General features: G+C 42.7%; 14 protein-coding genes and 1 pseudogene. 2 read left to right on the plus strand and 13 right to left on the minus strand.

Annotated features, from left to right (window positions below; all coding sequences use genetic code 11):
• Window positions 1–191, plus strand: a pseudogene (locus G596_RS25400) (IS110 family transposase); the annotation flags it as partial.
• A 131-nt stretch (window positions 192–322) separates the two neighbouring features.
• Here G596_RS25400 and G596_RS0102480 read toward each other — a convergent pair.
• The 8 genes from G596_RS0102480 to G596_RS0102515 are packed head-to-tail and all read right to left on the minus strand — an operon-like array spanning window position 323 to window position 10119.
• Window positions 323–1501 (minus strand): DUF6077 domain-containing protein, encoded by a 1179-nt coding sequence (locus tag G596_RS0102480; protein ID WP_022760251.1) that lies wholly within the window; start codon window positions 1499–1501, stop codon window positions 323–325.
• A 2-nt stretch (window positions 1502–1503) separates the two neighbouring features.
• Entirely contained in the window at window positions 1504–2130 is a 627-nt protein-coding gene (gene udk / locus G596_RS0102485; RefSeq protein WP_022760252.1) for a uridine kinase, read from the minus strand.
• Between the two features lie 42 nt (window positions 2131–2172).
• A complete protein-coding gene (locus G596_RS0102490; RefSeq protein ID WP_022760253.1) occupies window positions 2173–3678 on the minus strand; it encodes a hypothetical protein in 1506 nt (501 codons plus the stop codon).
• Between the two features lie 11 nt (window positions 3679–3689).
• Window positions 3690–5093: an MBOAT family O-acyltransferase gene (locus G596_RS0102495; RefSeq protein WP_022760254.1), complete on the minus strand. Its 1404-nt coding sequence runs from the start codon at window positions 5091–5093 to the stop codon at window positions 3690–3692.
• A gap of 50 nt (window positions 5094–5143) precedes the next feature.
• Window positions 5144–6346: an SGNH/GDSL hydrolase family protein gene (locus G596_RS0102500; RefSeq protein ID WP_022760255.1), complete on the minus strand. Its 1203-nt coding sequence runs from the start codon at window positions 6344–6346 to the stop codon at window positions 5144–5146.
• A 40-nt stretch (window positions 6347–6386) separates the two neighbouring features.
• Window positions 6387–7331, minus strand: a complete 945-nt coding sequence (locus G596_RS0102505; RefSeq protein ID WP_022760256.1) for a glycosyltransferase family 2 protein — start codon at window positions 7329–7331, stop codon at window positions 6387–6389.
• Window positions 7332–7346: 15 nt separating this feature from the next.
• On the minus strand, window positions 7347–9158 hold the full coding sequence (locus G596_RS0102510; protein ID WP_022760257.1) for a DUF6044 family protein: 1812 nt from the start codon (window positions 9156–9158) through the stop codon (window positions 7347–7349).
• Window positions 9124–10119: a radical SAM/SPASM domain-containing protein gene (locus G596_RS0102515; RefSeq protein WP_022760258.1), complete on the minus strand. Its 996-nt coding sequence runs from the start codon at window positions 10117–10119 to the stop codon at window positions 9124–9126. Before G596_RS0102515 ends, G596_RS0102510 begins: the two co-directional genes overlap by 35 nt.
• Window positions 10120–10266: 147 nt before the next feature.
• Between G596_RS0102515 and G596_RS0102520 the strand changes: the two genes are divergently transcribed.
• On the plus strand, window positions 10267–12096 hold the full coding sequence (locus G596_RS0102520) for an ArnT family glycosyltransferase (protein ID WP_022760259.1): 1830 nt from the start codon (window positions 10267–10269) through the stop codon (window positions 12094–12096).
• Here the strand turns inward: G596_RS0102520 and G596_RS0102525 are convergent.
• The 5 genes from G596_RS0102525 to G596_RS0102545 are packed head-to-tail and all read right to left on the minus strand — an operon-like array spanning window position 12068 to window position 18637.
• Window positions 12068–13603, minus strand: coding sequence for a glycosyltransferase family 39 protein (locus G596_RS0102525; RefSeq protein WP_022760260.1), 1536 nt, complete (start codon window positions 13601–13603; stop codon window positions 12068–12070). The genes G596_RS0102520 and G596_RS0102525 overlap by 29 nt on opposite strands.
• Window positions 13596–14852: a hypothetical protein gene (locus G596_RS0102530; RefSeq protein ID WP_022760261.1), complete on the minus strand. Its 1257-nt coding sequence runs from the start codon at window positions 14850–14852 to the stop codon at window positions 13596–13598. Before G596_RS0102530 ends, G596_RS0102525 begins: the two co-directional genes overlap by 8 nt.
• A gap of 24 nt (window positions 14853–14876) precedes the next feature.
• On the minus strand, window positions 14877–16466 hold the full coding sequence (locus G596_RS0102535; protein WP_022760262.1) for a DUF6056 family protein: 1590 nt from the start codon (window positions 16464–16466) through the stop codon (window positions 14877–14879).
• A gap of 14 nt (window positions 16467–16480) precedes the next feature.
• The gene (locus G596_RS0102540; RefSeq protein ID WP_022760263.1) at window positions 16481–17581 is read right to left on the minus strand and encodes a DegT/DnrJ/EryC1/StrS family aminotransferase; all 1101 of its coding nucleotides are present in this window, start codon (window positions 17579–17581) and stop codon (window positions 16481–16483) included.
• Window positions 17582–18637 carry an NAD-dependent epimerase/dehydratase family protein gene (locus tag G596_RS0102545; protein ID WP_022760264.1) on the minus strand — a complete coding sequence of 352 codons (1056 nt, stop codon included), beginning with the start codon at window positions 18635–18637 and terminating at the stop codon, window positions 17582–17584.
• Window positions 18638–18644 lie beyond the last annotated feature (7 nt).

The raw sequence follows: 18644 nt of genomic DNA on the forward strand, positions 1-18644 counted from the left end.
GGTATGTATTGCTAAACTGCTGTATTCCTTTAATTCGTTTCGATATGACTTTTGCAACTTATTATGCCAAGAAACGTCATGAAGGCAAACCACATAGGGTAGCTATAACCCACGTTGCGAAGAAACTCATCCGAGTAATCTTTGCTTTAGAAAAACAGGACATAGACTTCAATTCTCAAAAACTACGCTAATCACGAATAGCATCGAATCCGGTTACCATCTGAAATACGATGTATTCAGATGGTTTATTAAAGTTACCCTCCCGCCAATAATTTCAAAAATTTCTCTAAAACCTATTGACTACTAATAGTTTGTCACCTCACTATAATGACGCATATATCAGCAGATAAATCCCGGTAGGTACAACTGACAGTATAGCCTTGGGAATTATCCTAAAATCTCTCGTATATATAAGAAGAAGCAGCGAAAAGAGTCCTGCCAGACCTGTCCCGAAAACAATTCCCATGGAACTCATGATTCCCGAAACCATATTGAGAAGAAAAAGAAGTATCCATGCGCTGTTACGGACCACTCTTAATCCTCCTCCGGTCTCCTCATTCCATAAAAATCCCGGTTTTCTGCAGTCATCAAACATCCACAAAAACAGCCAGATGACAAACGGTAAAACAAAATTTGCCACCATGGATTTTCCCTGCCAGGTTCTCATCATAAGAAATGTCTCAGGAGTGTATATGGAAGTGTTGCCAAACATCGCCATAAGCGAAATAAAAATCATATAAACAGGCAAAATATCCTGCCTTCTTCCCATAAGAATACGACCAATTTCCAAATAGATGAGATAAGTCATTGGAATTAGAACGATTGGCATTACCACGTGTGAAACAATAGTTGCGTGAATACCACTCATTTTTGCAATAAAAGCTATCCACATCGTAAATACAGCCAAAGCATGCCTGCTACCAAGCGGAGTTGAGATTCCTAAATAGGGATGAATAGTGTTCATGACATCAGCCTGCTGGGCAAGGACTGATTCCACCACGTAATAAGCATCATCGCCATCAAAGGGTGCCTTTACAACAGCCATAACAAGCTGAAATGCTACTATCAGTGCAAAAAGCCCCCAATATATCAGACTCTCTCTGGAATACTGAAACTTCATTACTCTGACATCAGTTCTGGGGCTTATCATTGCCTCCGGCTTTGCTCTCTGATCCCCCGGAAAAAACAAAAAGAAGATATTTGCTCCCTTTGTATAAGCCCTTTGAACGTCCCATAGTCTTGCAGCAAAGCCCACAATCGCAAGAAATATTTCCACTCCCGCATAGACTATACTGCATTTATGAAATGCCCCATATTGTATCTTAAGCATGCACCAGATTGCGATAACCTCAAAAACAGCAAAGGACAGAAGATATCCGCACAAAAAGGTAATGCCTATTGTTTTTTTGGTAAAGGGCAGGATTCTCTGAACTAAAAATCCCATACCCATCGGCACTATAAACAGCCACAATAATAGAGCCAGTGCGGATGTCACCCACATACTCAGTTAACCTCCTCCCTCAGCATAGCTTCAAGATGTTCTGCAAAAATGTTAATTCCCGTGAGGTTCTCTCCGCCTCTGGGGATAATAAGATCAGCATATTTCTTACTGGGCTCAATAAACTGTTCATGCATAGGCTTAACGGTCTCTGCGTACTGTGTGAGTACCGATGATACGCTTCTTGCACGCTCAATAGTGTCCCTTCTGATTCGGCGCATAAGTCTCTCGTCAGCATCAGTGTCGACAAACACCTTAACATCCATAAGATCCCGCAGTTCCTTGTTCTCGAGGATAAGAATGCCCTCAAGAAGAATTACCGGCTTAGGTACAATATGTATTGTCTGATCTGAGCGGTTATGGATTGCATAATCATAAACCGGGATATCCACTGCTTCGCCGCTTTTGAGCTTTTGAACATCCCTGATAAGAAGCTCGGTATCAAAGGATGACGGGTGATCATAGTTAAGTCTTGATCTCTCATCATAAGTAAGATCATTGTGTGCCTTATAGTATGAATCATGGCTTATAACCACAATGTCATCACCGAATTTCTCTCTTATTCTGTTTACGATGGTGGTCTTTCCGGAAGCTGATCCTCCCGCGATTCCTACGATACATATTTTTTTCATTTTAAAACCTCACTATCTTTTATAACTTAAATAACGGACTCCTTATTCATCAATCTCATAGCTGTGAGAAGACTCGCAGTAGATATGTGAAAGGATTTCGCCGTTCTCATTATCATAGGTCATGATCTGAACATCATCCTTTAAATGCTCATCATCATAGAGGAAATTGGTATCCTCATCCGATGTAAGATACAACAGCCTGAATCTTTTTTCAACAGGAATGTAGGTCATCTCCCCCATAGCTGTCGACATATTCTCAAGCTGCTCATAATCAGCAGCTTCATACACATTACCGGAAGCCCTGTCTATGAGCATGAAATATTGCTGATGATTCCGCGAAGCCTCATATACCTTTTCAGTTCCAGTCAGATTTGAAATCAGATGAACAAACCACGGATCCTGAAGTGCGGGTGAATCCTCGTTTACATATACTATAGCGCTTGTTTTTCCAAGAGTAAGCATATTGAGCTGTGTTGTCAGGAGCCTCTGCCTGATCGATAAGGACCTGACCTCCTTGTTATAGGATTTACCCAGCTTATCCCAGTTCGAATAAGCTTCGTCTCCTCTGTGATCGATAAGGTCAGCGTTTTCAGAAAGCCACCCTCCGATGTAATCCGTGACCTTCTTTGCTCCGGTGGAAGATAAATGTCCCGGATCTGCAAGATCTGTCATAGGATCGATGATTCCATCCATATTCAGCATATTGATGTAAGGAACACCATAGGTTGCAGCAATATCCGCAGCTGAATTGGCAGACTGAATATCCTGAACCTCTGCTGAAAACGGCAGATAGGTAAGAACAATTCCTATCCCGTCCCTCTGGCATTCATCTATTATCTTCATAAGATATTCTTCACAGATAGTGTGTGCGGGAAGTCTCTCCTCCGGGTTATACTCCGTCATATCATTGGTATTCCACTCAAGCTCATGCTTCATCTCCGCACCCATGAGCATATTGTACTCCCCGTCACCGGAAAGTCTCTGGAAATCCTTCTGTTCCAGTTCGCTCCATCTGTTGTGATATACGATAAAATCGAAAAGATACTGATACTGAATCTTTGGATCATGTACAAGGTCCTTCACAGCCGCGATCTTCAGCTTGCTGAGAGGATAAGCATCCATATTCAAATGAAGCTGACTTATAGCCGCCTGCCTGAATTCCTCCGGCGTCTCCTCATACATCTCATCTACATACTCATAATTTCTGTCCATCATAAAGCAGTCAACCACCACATACTTTGGCTTGCAGTAATCGAGCGCTCTTATGAGCTGCCAGTAGCTTTCCTTCAGAAGGCTTCCGTGACCGCCGAGGTTATAAGATGTAATCCCGTAATCCTCATACAGATCAATGGGATTTATGCCGTTTATAACATGAGATGACCCTATGAAAAGAACATCCAGATGATCTTTTTTTGCCTCTTCAAAGAAGCTCTTGTTCTTCATGTAGCTGGTTTTTCTCTCTGTAACAACCATCACAGCAAGCAGAACAGCTGCAAGCAAAACAAGAAAAACCGCTGTTTTTATTACAAGACTTACTTTTCTCTTCATGACATAATCCCTTAAAAGTTTTGATAAATGAATCCGGCGGCATCATAGCCCGGGCCCCAGATTCCACAGGTAACTATCAGAGTAACTGCTGCTATGTATATAAGCCATCTAAGCCATATTCCCTGCGTAGTTATCTTCTCAGCCACCTTTATTCCATGCTTATTTGCGATGTCCACACCTATAAGAAGGCTTATGGACATCAGGAGAAGCAAAACATTTGGTCTGTCCAGACCAAGCTCGTATATTGTCCCCTTGCTGATAAACCATGGTGCCGGCTTCCAGATATGAAGCACCATATAAAGTGCGGAAGCAAAATCCTGAACCCTGAAAAAGATCCAGGCGATGTTCACAAGCATAAATGTGATAAGCGTTTTTAAAAGTCTGTGAGAAAAACTGTTTCTTACCACATTAAAGGTATCACACAGGCGATCCCTAAGCGGTTTAAGTACGTGACCCAGAACCTGATAGATTCCGTGCAAAAGCCCCCAAATAGCAAAGGTATAGGTAGCACCGTGCCACAAACCGCTAAGCACGAAAACAATCAGTATGTTTATATACTTTCTGACAGTTCCCTTTCTGTTTCCTCCAAGAGGAATATACAGATAGTCCTTAAACCAGGAAGAAAGTGAGATATGCCATCTTCTCCAGAATTCCTGAACAGTTGCTGATGTATAGGGCGCATCGAAGTTTTTCATAAGATCAAATCCAAGCACCTTGGCACAGCCTATGGCGATATTGCTGTATCCGCCAAAATCGCAGTAAATCTCGAAGGTATAGAGTATGGATGCTATGAGCGTAGCAGTTCCCGCATACTTAACGGGGTCCGCATAGATGGAAGAGACAAGTATTGCACATCTGTCGGCTATAACCATTTTCATAAAATAGCCCCACATCATCTGCAAAAGTCCGTCTCTCATCCTGTCATAGCTGAAATTCTGGGGAGTTCTGAATTGTCTGAGCATATGTCCCGCTCTCTCGATAGGTCCCGAAGTAACCTGCGGAAAAAATGAGATGAACAGCGACAACAAAAGAAAGTTCTTCTCTGCATACAGATCCCCCCTGTAGACATCAACCAGGTATCCGATTGCCATAAACATGAAAAACGACATACCTGCTGCCGACAGGAAGGTTAATCCCGTATATTTTGACAGAGCAAGAACCAGAAGATTCGCACATATTACAACAGCTAATACAGCTTTTTTCTTTCCGCCCTCAAGCTTTTCTAACAGTCTTCCTCCCACATAGGTGGATACCGATGTGAAAAGAAGCACCGGAAATCCCCTGAGGTCAAGGGATAAATAGAAAGCCCAGCTTATAAGAAAGAGCCAGATATAACGCACTTTCTCGGGTATCAGAAAATAGATAAATGCCATCACGGGCAGAAATATTAAAAACTGTATTGAAATCAGCTGCATTATTTGACCTCATTACTATCATTTTTTTTGTCTCTTAAGAGACGATGGTATTAACGGCCGATACTGTCCTTGTAATACCAGAAATCAAAATTGGTGATCGTAAAGTAAGGAAGATCCTCCACTTCCTTTCCGCGCACCTGCTCAATAAGATGAGCCAAAACGGCTGAATATATCTGTCTGCCCTTCTCGGTATAGTGAAGTCCGTCTGACAGATAATCCTCATAGGTCTCCATCTTAAGATCAAACTTGGACGCATACATTGAATCAAGGTAAGGGAAACCTGCAGAGTTTGCAAAATTACTTGCTGTATTCGCATACTCTTTAAGAGGTCCTATTCCCTTGCTGACAACATTGCTGTCTCCGATAAGCTGTCCGGAACTGTTGTACCATACGCAGTATGAGGGGCTGCAGATAATAAACTTCGCTTTGGGACTTATCTTCTGCAAGGTCTCAACACCCTCAGTAAGCGCACCGTTATAGGTGTGAATATCATTGTTGTTGCTAGGATTAAACAGGTCCTTACCGTTTATATAATCATTTGCTCCGTATTCAATAACATAAAGGTCAACATTTTCCGGTTTAACCTTCTGAAAATCCTCGTACATAGCATATGCACTAAGATAATCGGAAGGGCAAACTCCTGCAAGCGCATAGCAGATACCCACGAAGCAGGAATCGTTAAAGCTTGAAACATCAAGATAATCCTCTCTTCCAAGAGATGCAGAGGTTCCGCCTATCGCAAGGTTATAGAACTTAACATCCTTATCGAGAAGGCAGCAGGTGTATGCGGGAATCTCTGACGCTGTGCCTCTCGCGTTATCAAACTGACTGTCTCCCATGAAAACAATATCATAGTTCTTATCTTCTTCAGCCGGAGCTTCTGTAGTGGTTTCTGCCTGCTGCTCGGGCTCCTCTGCAGCAGTCTGGTTTACCGGCTGTACCGGCTCCTCTACAGGAATCTCAGGCTCAACTATTTCTTCCGGAGCATAAGAAACCGCTTCTGTTGACGCATTTGATGCTGCATCGGGTTCTGCGGAAGCTGTATCTGCAGGATTTGCCTCCCCCGCATCGCCTGAACTTTCTTCTACAGATGATGCACTGTCCGCAGCGTCACTTGCAACTATAGATTCTTCCGTACCGGCCACGGAAGCCTGTTCGCCTCCCTCACTATTAGTTTTGGAAGGATCATCACAACCAAAAAGTGACGTACCAAGTATAATGGTAGTCATTAACATCGCTATTTTTCTTTTCATAATATTCCTCCTAATACAAAGCACCTCTCCCAAAACGGGTTCAGGAATTACGCATAAGGCGCTTCTTCTCTGAGTGTAGACTTATAAGTCTCATCTCAAATTCTCTTCTGTGATTTATGGTTAAGTTGTGTAATATCATCCCCGCAAACAATGATAATACCGCTGCGAGCATGACAAATCCGCAGACTATAAGTGTAGGAAACTTGGCAACAAGACCGGTTTCAAGGTATTCAGCAAATATCGGAATGAAAAATACAAGCGATACAACTGCCAGAATCAGTGAAACGATCGAAAAGAATCCCATGGGCTTATAGTCCCTGTAAAGTCGTGCAATTGTCATGAGAACTCTCATGCCGTCGGAATATGTATTGAGCTTGGACTCTGATCCCGCAGGTCTGTCGCGGAATTCGATGATATAATTTTCAATCTGCATGTGGTTATTGACCGCATGTATTGTCATCTCGGTCTCAATCTCAAAACCGGTAGATAAAACAGGAAAGGTCTTTGCAAACTCATAGCTAAAAGCCCTGAATCCTGTCATAACATCTCTGATATCGCAATCGAAGAGGCGATTAATGCTTCCTCTTACCAGGCTGTTGCCAAAATTGTGAAAAGGTCTCTTATTCTCTGTAAAATATGTCGATGAAAGTCTGTCTCCGACTACCATATCGGCATTCTTTTCAAGTACAAGGCTGCACATACCCGGAGCGGCATCCATAGGATATGTGTCATCTCCGTCAACCATGACATAGCACTCAGCATCAATCTCGCGAAACATTCTTCTGATTACATTGCCCTTGCCCTGAACATACTCATGGCGAACAACCGCACCGTTTGCCTTGGCTATCTCCGATGTGCGGTCAGTGGAATTATTGTCGTATACATATATCACAGCATCCGGAAGCGCTGCCTTTGAGTCTTTTATTACTTTTTCTATCGTCTGTTCCTCGTTATAACAGGGAATCAGTACTGCGATCTTATCCATTCTTTCTTCACCTTTTTAGTTTTCTAATCCGTAGACATAAATTATATACGGAGATGAAGGATCCTCATAGGTTCCCTCGAGGTAAAGCCCCTTCTCCGAGGCATTGCCTATCTCTATTCTGGAGAAAATGTATTTACAATTAAGCTCCGAAAGAGCCTTCGTGTCTATGTATATATCCGTGTCAGTGACGCCGGTATAGCTCCTTGTAGCCATTACGATAGAATCGTCCGTTCCGGAATAAAGATAACAGCGTGCACCCCAATCATCGAAATAGATTCTGGTATTCTCTTTTCTATCAAGCGCCGGGGCTATTACTTTTCGGAACTTCTCTTTATATTCCTGGGAATAAAAGCCAAGATAGCCATCCAGTGTAGATATCCCGTTATACTCAAGCACGGCCGGATGCATTCCGTAGGCAACCGCCCACTGACTTTCATCATAACCGATATCGCCTTTTATTTTATCAAAAAGCCGGCTGGAATAAAACTCTCTGTAGCTTAGCCTGTCTACCTCCTGCCCCGTCTTTATCCTGTATGCTGTGCCGTAGGCGGTGTCATATACATCATTGTAATGCTCTGAACAAAGCAGTATTACAAATACAGCTGCAATTGGTATCACTCTTGCCGCAATCCTGAAAACCACATTCTCTTTTCGTGCCATCCTTATGCATACAACAAACAAAGATGCATACCATATAAACGGGCTAAAGAAAATGGTTCTGTTAAACTGCCACCCTGTCAGCGGCGGGAGTAAAAAAGCTACAAAATTTCTCATTCCCTCGCTGTAATACAGGCCGTATATCAGGCTGTTAAACACAAGAAGAACCGCGAAGAGATTGTAGATATCATGCACCATACCCTTGAAATCCCTGCGAAGAATATATCTCACATTCAGGAAAATGAAGTAGACCGTGCATATCGGAAGAACCAGAAAACGGTGAGCGTCATCCGCGTGCATCATACCGCTTGTAAATACAGCCGCACACTCGCCCATTATCTGTGAAAATCCCATCGAAGCATCCTTCATGGTGCTTCTTATGGTCACTTCATCGGAAAAGAGCATCTCACCGAAAAGCCGGTATTCAAAGGCTACGAACCCAAGAGCAAGGATAACAAGCGCAAGGCAAAGCGGCAGTGAAAGCTTTCTGTCTGCTATCAGTCTCCATATAATTGCCAGTACCAGATATCCCAGAATAAACATTCCGAAATATGAAAAATATGATACTACCGGATACAGGAATAAAAGAATGAAATATTTTACGCAGGCACGGCTAAACCCCAGCCTGTATATTTTTCTCAAAAGATAAATAACCAGAGGTATTGAGGCAAAGGCTATACCAAAGGCCGGGAAAAGATTCAAAATCCCATAAGCAAAAGCACATATCCAGGCGATGTCTCCGGGGTTTTCATTTTCCATCATATCCCCTGCAAGAAGCAGACAGGATACAATCGCTATCACTATTTTCAGTAAATAACCGAGAACATATGCGATATATGTGGGAAAGAGCATAAAAAGAACACTGTATAAGTAGAACTCACCTGGAAGGTTGTCTCTGCTTATTCCATTAAGAAATGGGACATTCGCGCCTTGAGCAAAGAATGTCCCTGTGTTTTTCATCATTTTATACTGGGCCACGAACAGGTCCAGATTGTCGGGTATAGCTATGTAGCTGTTCTCTCCTACTATCATAAACATAGCAAAAACAGCTATCATAAAAATGCTGATAAGGCAGATATACCACCTTGTTGCGATTTTAACGGTTATTGAACCCACAATTCCTCCAATCGCTGACTTAGTCTTCCTTTTTGAAAAGGCCCATTCTCTCATGTCCGCCGAGCTTATTGGGATCTCTTCCCTCAAGAATAGCCTGAACAATTGTCATTCTGAAGCCTGCATCTATGAAATCGCAGTGCTTACAGAAAGGCTCATTCTGACGTCCCTCGGCAATTTTTCTTCTTACTGCCATGAATTCTTCCGAAGCCCAGCCATCTTTAAGACTTGTAGTCGAAAGATCTGCGTAATTGGTCACTTCATAGTTATCACAACAGCAAAGTCCAAGCTTTCCGTTGGGCATTATCCACATATCCGTGAAGGGAAGAAGACAGGTCTCCTTGATTACCTTCTCGGTTGCCTGCTTATTGGGAGCAGAACCTGCTCTGTTGGTAAGTACTTCTTCAAGATATCTCATCTGAATCTCTATCTCGAGGTCCTTAAACTCATCGGGATTAGCCTTAACGTACTCATAAACCTCTTGAATATTCTTATGAAGCTTGAACTCCATACTGTAGTTATTGATTATGAGCTGATCGATATAAGGCTTAATCTGCTTAACCTTATCAATATTAAGGATAAGTCCGTTCGTACTCATAAAGATGAAGCTGTCCGGAAGTTTCTCTCTTGCATATTTATGACGCTCAACAATCTTGGTATCAAGCCAGGGCTCGTTGTTACCATAGAGTGTAAGATGTCCCTTATAACCCCAGTCTGCGAGCTGATCGATTATGCTCTTGTAGAGATCGTCATCGATTTTGCAAAGAGGTCTCTTCTCAGCATGAACATTGGCAGTACAGAAAGCGCAGGTGGAATTACATCTGTTGATGGTCTCGATGTTAACCACGTTCGGCATCGGTACTTCTTTTGCATTCATGAAATAATCTATATAAGCCTGCTGCTGTTTGTGTCTCGTAGCAAACTGAAGTTTAAGATAAGCTTCGCTGGCAAGCATGGGAAAATGCTTCCTTGCGAACCATCCGAATTTACCCATAAAACTATTAACCTTGATTGGCATTTTACTTCCTCCAAAATAATAACTACAACAGCGCTTATTATATCATAGGTAGTAATTTTTTCAACATAGCGTTTGACTTAGGGTGCTCATGTTCCCTATAATTAAGGCATTGGGGGATTTTTTCTAATTCTTTCTTGGGAGAAGTTTATGGGGACAGCTAATACGGTATCACTTATTATCTATCTGGGGATGATTGTTTTTGCTCTTTTTCTTCACACCAAAAACAATAAGAACTCTGCCTATCAGGTTTATGTATCAGATGTTATTTTCAATAAAGTATACACTGTCCTTTTGCCCACAGCTATCATTTTGATAGGTGCCGCTTTAAGACTTTACCGGCTTGCAGGCATTCCAGCAGGACTCCATCAGGACGAGGCTTCCATCGGATATGAGGCCTACATTCTCTCTGCCTTCGGACTTGACCGCGACGGCAACCCGTTTCCCATTTATCCCATAACCTATGGCTCAGGCGGCGGCAGCCCCCTTATGATCTACTTAAATGTTATTACCACTAAGCTTTTGGGCAGCAGTGCTCTTTCTCTTCGAATTCTTCCGGCTATCCTGGGAATAGCAACGCTTGTGGTTCTCTTTTTTCTTATCAGAATTCTCAGCAGGGAAACCCTTTTAAGTGAAAAAAGCGCCATACCGTTCCAGCGTGTAACAGGGGAATATTTGTGGCTTCCTCTCGTAAGTGTTGCCATAATGGCACTCGTTCCATGGCATGTAATGCTCTCAAGATGGAGCCTTGACTGTAATACCACGCCTTTCTTTGTCGTTTCTGCGCTCCTGCTATTTACACTCGGAGGGGCAAAAAAAGAACGCGGAACCATATTTTATGCTCTTTCCGCAGTCGTTTATTCTCTTTGTCTGTACAGCTACGGGGCTGCAACCTTTGTCATCCCCCTTCACCTTATCATCATGTGCATTATCTGTGTAAAATCAGGAAGAATGACGATGTCTCAGGTAAAACTAGGTGTTGGTATTTTCCTCCTGGTATCCCTGCCTCTCCTTGTATTTTACGCAGTTAATTTCCTTAATCTTCCGGAAATCATTACTCCGATTTTTTCAATCACAAAGTTTACTGCGAAAAGGTCGATATTTGCTTCCGGAGCCGGTTTGTTTCCTGCTATTTTCGTTAATTTCATCACCATGATAAAAAATATGACTCTCGGTAATTCTTCCGAGCAAATACTAAGCTATATACCCGGATTTCCTCCGTTTCTGGCTTTTACTTTTCCAATGACAATTCTCGGAATAGTTATCAGCTTTATTCGTGCCAAGGGCGGTTCTTTTATGGACCTGATAATGAACAGCCTTTTTTATCCCTCATTTATCTTCGGTCTTTTCGTGGAAGAAGATATAACCCGGATGGTGCTAATCTTTATCCCGCTTGTTTTTTACCTGGCTCGCGGGTTTGTATTTGTTGTGGATGAATTTGTCACTGTACAGAAAAGCTCCTACAAAAAACATATCAAGGCTCTGGCAGTAGCCGCAAAAGCCCTGCCTCCGGCTCTTTTCTTCATCGGCGCATTTTTGTTTGCACAGGTTTATTTCACAGATTATAACAACCTTAGTGCGGAAGCTTTTATGCCCGGCTACGGAGAAGCCTGCGCATATGCAGAGGATATTATTTCAAAGGAGGGCACGATTTTCTCAACCTATGAGCATGTTTCGGCGCCTTTCATGATTGCCCTTTATTACACAAAAACACCGCCGGAAGATTTCCTTCAGACGGTGCACTATAAAGATCCTCTTGCTGAATTCAGAATTGCCGATTCCTTCACCCATTTCAGATTCGGTCTCCCTGATGATATGAATGACAACCTTGCATTATATCTTGCGGAGGGCAGTGTTTTTATTCTTCATAAAACTCAGCTGCCGACTCTTGAAGAAATCCCCGGATATGATGCGGAAAGCATGGGTATTAAGGCTTTTGGTAACTTCTGTGTTATCTCCGCTTCGTCAAACCTGAAATAAAGGATATCGTATTTTTTATCCCATACGCTCCGAAAGGAAGAAGCGTTAGATAATACCTGATAATATATCTGGATGATCCCTCCCATATCTCATGGAACAGCATCCCACCGAAAACAAACAGTATCAGAAGAGCCTGAGGTAAATCAAGGCTCTTTTTTCTTATGGTAATAAAGCAATAGATGCATACACCGAAATATACCAGAAAATGAGCTACATCCATTACTGCCTGAAAAATCTTAGACCAGGTGCCATAAACAAGAGAATGGGCAAACGCTGACTTCGACTCTGAATGTCTCATGGACAGCTCATAATTTCTAAGAGAAATATGTGTGGGATCCGCCCACTGGGTAAGGAGCTTTCTAACATAGAATTTAACTGCATGCAGAGGTCTTTCCCTGAATTCGGAGAGTCTTTCATCTATTGCTGCCTTAGCCTTTTCTCCGGTGAGTTCGGGGTCATAGTCAGCTTCAGCGTAGGTATTCCAGTTAAATCCGTTATACCATCCCCACTCTCCTTCTCCCTCCTGCATCGCCATGGCAAAATAGGTTGAACTGGGAACGCCATCAGGATATTCAGAAAGTCCGGCCTTTTTCGCATATACATTTCCTATAAGCTTCAGCGGACAAAGAGCCATGACCACAAGAAGAATGATAAAAGCAGCGCTCATGACGCATCTTCCCCTGAACTTATCAGCCTTAGTCAGAGCACCCTGAAGCAGATCTGCCACAAGGAGAATAGCCATCGCAATAAGCGCTATATAAAGATTTGTTTTTAAAAGGCACCCAAGCCCCAGAAACAATGCCGCAAACAGTTCATCCTTTATCTCATGCTTTTTCAGATAACATATCTCAAAGTACAATGCCAGAATTCCGGGTGCTACTGACCAGATGTCGTTGTATACATAAGTGACATAAGAATACAGGAAAAACATCAGAAGCGATAAAAGATCAAGCACCTCGCAGATTCCATCATCTTCGAAAAGTTCACGGGTTATTTTGTGTAAAAAAATAACGCTCACTAGTATCGCCGCCAGATTGATTATCTGAAACACAAGATAATTACTTGGTCCGAAGACGTCAGCTAATATCTGCCCGATTGCCACGTAACCAATCTGAAACGGATACACAAACATGTAGCCGCCCTTCTCAAGGCTGCTGTAATCCCCGGCATTGAATGCGTTTATTATTTTATCCAGCGTAAGGCCGTCCGTTACCGCCACCGCATCCGAAGTAAAAATGATCACAAGGCACAAAAGTGCTTCTGCGATAAGAACGATCGAAAAAAGAACTTTTTTATGCGTTTTGGTAAGGAAATAAGCTGCCAAAAGAAACAAAGCAGCGCCTACTATCAGAATCAGATAATTCTGCGCGCCGAATCTCGGAAGATCCGCTCCCTGATCAGTGTCGTAATATATAGTGGTAACGAAGCTCGCTGCAAGAATTAGCAGACAAAGCGCAGTAAACGGCACAAAAAATACCATTGCAAGTTTTCTTAAAGCCTTATGCACGATGACCTCCAATTCTCTTTATAAGGTCAAATGCCACTATGGCATAAACAACGATCTGAACTGCAGATATTACTGTAATCGGTAATGTTTCCTGCTTGAACAAAACCATAATATATACAAGCGTGGAATTGAGATTCATCAGTGCGGCAGCCCACAGCTTTTGTCTCTCCAATGTAAGACAAATCGCAGTCATCAGAAGTACAACGGCATAATCGTATCTTTCGTGCATTCCCGGCAGGAACATACAGCAGGTCCATGCCATGAAAACACCGAAATATAGAACATTTTGCTTCTTTCCAAGAAATTCCGCATGTTTTAGTACGTAAACAGCCATAACTCCAAGAACCACTACAGCCATAATAACAGCGGGGAGCGTTAATATCTCATCGAAATTATCAAGTCCGAAGTTATAGAAATTGGGATAATAGGACACCATACCGTATCCTTCAGTCGAAACCTCCTGAGTCTGAGAAAGGTAGGCAAGATAAGTTGCTTTAAGCCCTCTCCTGCAGAGAACGCAGGGAAGTCCCAATATCAAATACATAACAGGTATCCAGAAGAACTCCAGAATACTGTATTTTTTCTTTGAAAAATAGAGCACCATAAAAAGCGGCACAAAGAAGATTGCCTGAAGTTTAAATCCAAAGGAAAGCGCAAGAAAAATAAAAGCTGTCCTGTAATTATCCTTCAAAAGATAATACAGCGATATAACAAGGAATACTACGTAGATGGCATCGCACTGCTTCCACAGAGCCCCGTTCCAGACAACAAAGGGCAAAAACAGCGTAAGCACCGCGCCAAAGGAAGCCTGTAAGGAAGCCTTATCTTCTGTAATTCCCCTCTCCGCCAGGATAAGGATAAGAATTTTCCGTACAAAAAAGGCACTTACAAACTCTGCGATCATTGAGAAAACAGCCAGTGGAATATAGGGCTCACAGGGAAAAAGCGAGCAGATTGCATACATGACGTTATAAGGCACATAGTAATCACCTATATCCTTGGACAGTCCGCCAAAAAAGCCATACTCTCTGTATGCCTGAACCCAGGGAAGGTAGTAGCTCTCGTAATCCGGAGAGAGTGTTGTTTCCGGTATCATTTTTACTCTTATCAAAACTGCCAGAAGCAATAAAACGCAGAGTGCAAGCTTATCGAGATTATCGTTAACAAAAGCAATAAGCCACCTGTCAAATCCCGTCACCCCGGCCTTTATTTCCTTTTTATTGCCATTATCTCTTGCGTTTGTACTCAAGAAAACCTCCCAGTGCATTGAAAATCATTGTTTCAATGTAACTTTGTTTTTATGATAATATTCAGCGACAGCTTTGTTAAGCCAGTCTTTTTCGTCTTCCGTTATGTCCGAAAAGAAAAGGAGCGTGGGATGAACCGAGTAAGGTGAAATCTCTGCGTCCTTAATTTTTCCATCTTTTAAAACCGTGAGCCTATCGTTAAACTCAGCCTTGTAGGTCGCCGCATCATGCGATGCGATGTCTCTGACTGCAGCCGTCCCGGTATATAGGTTTATCTCAGGCTTTAACGCAATAGCAGATGCCGCGATAAATCCCGCACCGACAAAAACTATAACCTTTGAAGCGTGTTCTCCAAGAAAGGCATCCTGAAGAAGGTCTCCGGGTTTTCTCTTTGATAAGGCATCGTCATCAAGGAGTTTTGCAGGTTTAATCACATATCTAATCCATCCACAGATATATCCGATGATCAATATCAGCAGAAGCATCCCCTGCATATAGAAAAGCGCCTGAATTCTTCCGGCCTCTATACTTCCTGTTGCGTAAATTGGAGGCGTTATCTCCGCTGCAGTCAGCAAAAAACAGAATGCAGCAAAAAGAACCGGATGATCAAATCCGTAAAACCGCTTGATTCTTCCGGTGGCCTTCCACAGAAGTGGAATAAGGAGCGCCAGAAGTACAATTACCGGCCAGGTAAGCCATTTCCCAAGCATCGCATCAAATGTGTAGTAGATTGCCATAAGAATTGCTTTTATGGGATTATACGCAGCTGCAGAAGATCTCTTAGCATTTCCCGGTGCTATCATTGCCAGGATCAGCCCTATTAGCATGCATATAGCAGGAGAAACAACTCTTCTGAATCCGGAAAATCGCTCCGCAATACGTACCACAAGCTTTTTCCTGTATTCAATCTGCTTCTCCAGCGAAGCCTTTCCAGAACACATCGATACCACTGATATTATTAAAATACATACTGATATTATTCCGAGGCTCAGTGAAGTCATATAGTTGGCTCCGCCAAGCAAAAAACCAAGGATAGATAAAAGGACAATCTTGTAGCTCTTATAATACTCGGCATTTGCGATTTTCATAAGAAATCCCAGCCACAAAAGCCCAAGACCAAACATAAAAAGATAGTTTATCGCACCACTGTACCAGAAAAGGCTCTCCACTCTGCTCATTCCGGCAGGCATACACTGTATCAGAATAAAATAGATAACACCGGTTATGCATCCGGTGAGGTGCTTTTCCACTCTGAGAACATTGTGCAAAAGCTGCCGAAGGAAATAGCAAAGCCCTACGGTAAACATCAAAAGAACAATCCATGTTCCGAGAAAATAAAGCTTCTCTCCGAATACATGAGGTGCCAGAGCCGTGAGCGCATCACTGAAATACACTCCGGTCCAATTCAGGTAATACCATACTCCCATATATACAGCTTCAAATACCGCCGCAAAAATGCCGCCGGAGACAAAGGCTTCATGGACTTCATAGGCCATACTGAAATCGTCTGCAGAAGGCACATTATAAAGCGAAACAAAAAGTATGGGGAGAACGGCTATAACATTTATCAAAAACAGAATAATTCTAAGGCTTTTTACCTTTATATTCTTTTTCATGTATCGGCTCCGGTTTACTCAAAGGAATTTATGCAGTCTATTACATAGGTCTGTTCTTCATCAGTCATCCCGGCATAAATGGGAAGCGAAAGAACTTCATTGGCATAGCTTTCCGTTATGGGAAGAGCACCTTCCCTTATTCCCAGGTATGAATATGCTTCCGAAAGATGCGGCGGAATGGGATAATGAATAATGGTTGTTATGTTATTATCCTTCAGATATTCCATGAATTCATCCCTGCGATCCTTAACTCTGATCACATACTGATGCCATACGCTGGTGGCTCCGTCTGCCACCTGAGGCTTAATAACAAGGGGATTGGTAATACCCTCCGCATATTTCCGAGAGATTTGATAGCGTTCGTTATTTATCTCTTCTATATACTTGAGTCTGACCCTTAAGAGTCCCGCCTGCATTTCATCCAGTCTTGAATTGGCACCAACCACCATATTGTGGTAACGCTTCTCACTGCCGTAATTGCGGTAGATTTTCATGAGTCTTGCAAGTTCCGGATCATTTGTAGTGATAGCCCCGGCATCTCCGAAGGCACCCATGTTTTTGGACGGGTAAAATGAAAAGCATCCGATATCTCCGAAGCTTCCCGTCATCTTACCATCAAAAAGAGCTCCGTGGGACTGCGCGCAGTCCTCTACAAGTCTCAAATTGTACTTTTTGCAAAGAGCGGTAATCTTGTCCATTCTCGCAGCCTGTCCGTAGAGATGAACCACAAGAATAGCCTTGGTTTTGTCAGTTATCTTCTCTTCGATCTTAGAGACATCTATCTGATAATACTCATCAGGTTCAACAAAAACGGGTGTTGCGTTATTAATGGTTATTCCCATAACGCTTGCTATGTATGTATTCCCCTGAACAATAACTTCGTCGCCCTCGCCGATTCCCAGCACCTTAAACGCCAGCCAAAGTGCATCAAGGCCACTGGCAAGGCCCACGCTGTACTTTGTCCCGACATAGGAAGCAAATTCCTCCTCAAAGCTCTCCACTTCCTTGCCGAGAATATACCAGCCCGAGCGAAGAACCTCCAGAGCCTTTGCCTCATATTCATCCTGATGTCTTAAGAAGCCGCGATCCATACGGCTTTGCATTATATTATCCATTTAGTTGTCTCTTCTTTTTACGTATCCTGCATACCAGTCAACAAAACGGTGGATGCCGTCCTTAAGGGGTGTGTCAGGTTTGAAGTCGAAATCTTCCATAAGGTCGTCTACATCAGCAAAAGTTGCCTCAACGTCTCCGGGCTGCATGGGAAGAAGTTCTCTGTGTGCCTCGAAATCGAAATCCTCCGGAAGAACTCCGTGAGCAACAAGCTCTTTCTGAAGAAGATCCACGAAGTCCATGAGGTTTTCGGGATTGTGGTTACCAATATTGTATACTTTGTAGCGGTTGCCCTTTTCATCCTCATCGGGTTTGTGCTGCATTACATTCACAACGCCTGTTACGATATCATCGACATAGGTGAAGTCACGTCTGCAGTTACCATAGTTGAAGATCTGAATTGTATCGCCTCTGAGGAGCTTATCCGCAAAGAGGAAAAGTGCCATATCAGGTCTTCCCATGGGACCGTATACAGTAAAGAAACGAAGGCCTGTAGTAGCCATGTCATAGAGATTACTGTAAGAATATGCAAAGAGCTCATTGGATTTCTTGGTAGCGGCGTATAGTGACAGCGGATGATCCACCTGATCCTTGGTGCTGAACGGAAGCTTTGTGTTTCCGCCGTATACGCTTGAGCTTGATGCATAAACAAGATGCTCAACCTTGGGATCGGAATGTCTGCATGCTTCAAGAATGTTGTAGAAGCCGATAACATTTGCTTCGATATAAGCACCGGGATTCTCGATTGAATATCTGACTCCGGCCTGAGCAGCAAGGTTTACAACAACTGCAGGCTTATACTTTGCAAATACCTCATCCACAGCTGCTTTGTCAGCAATATCGCCCTTTACAAAAATGAAGTCTTCATATTTTGAAAGCTTCTCAAGTCTCTCTTCCTTAAGACGAACATCGTAGTAATCATTAACATTGTCGTATCCGACAACCTTTATATCTTTAAATTCATCAAGTAGTCTTGCGGCAAGATGAGAGCCGATAAATCCGGCAGCACCTGTGATAAGAACTGTTTTGCCATCTAACTTAACATTTTTTTCTTTCATTACTAAA

The organism is Butyrivibrio sp. AD3002, from assembly GCF_000420905.1.
GTDB lineage: Bacteria > Bacillota > Clostridia > Lachnospirales > Lachnospiraceae > Butyrivibrio.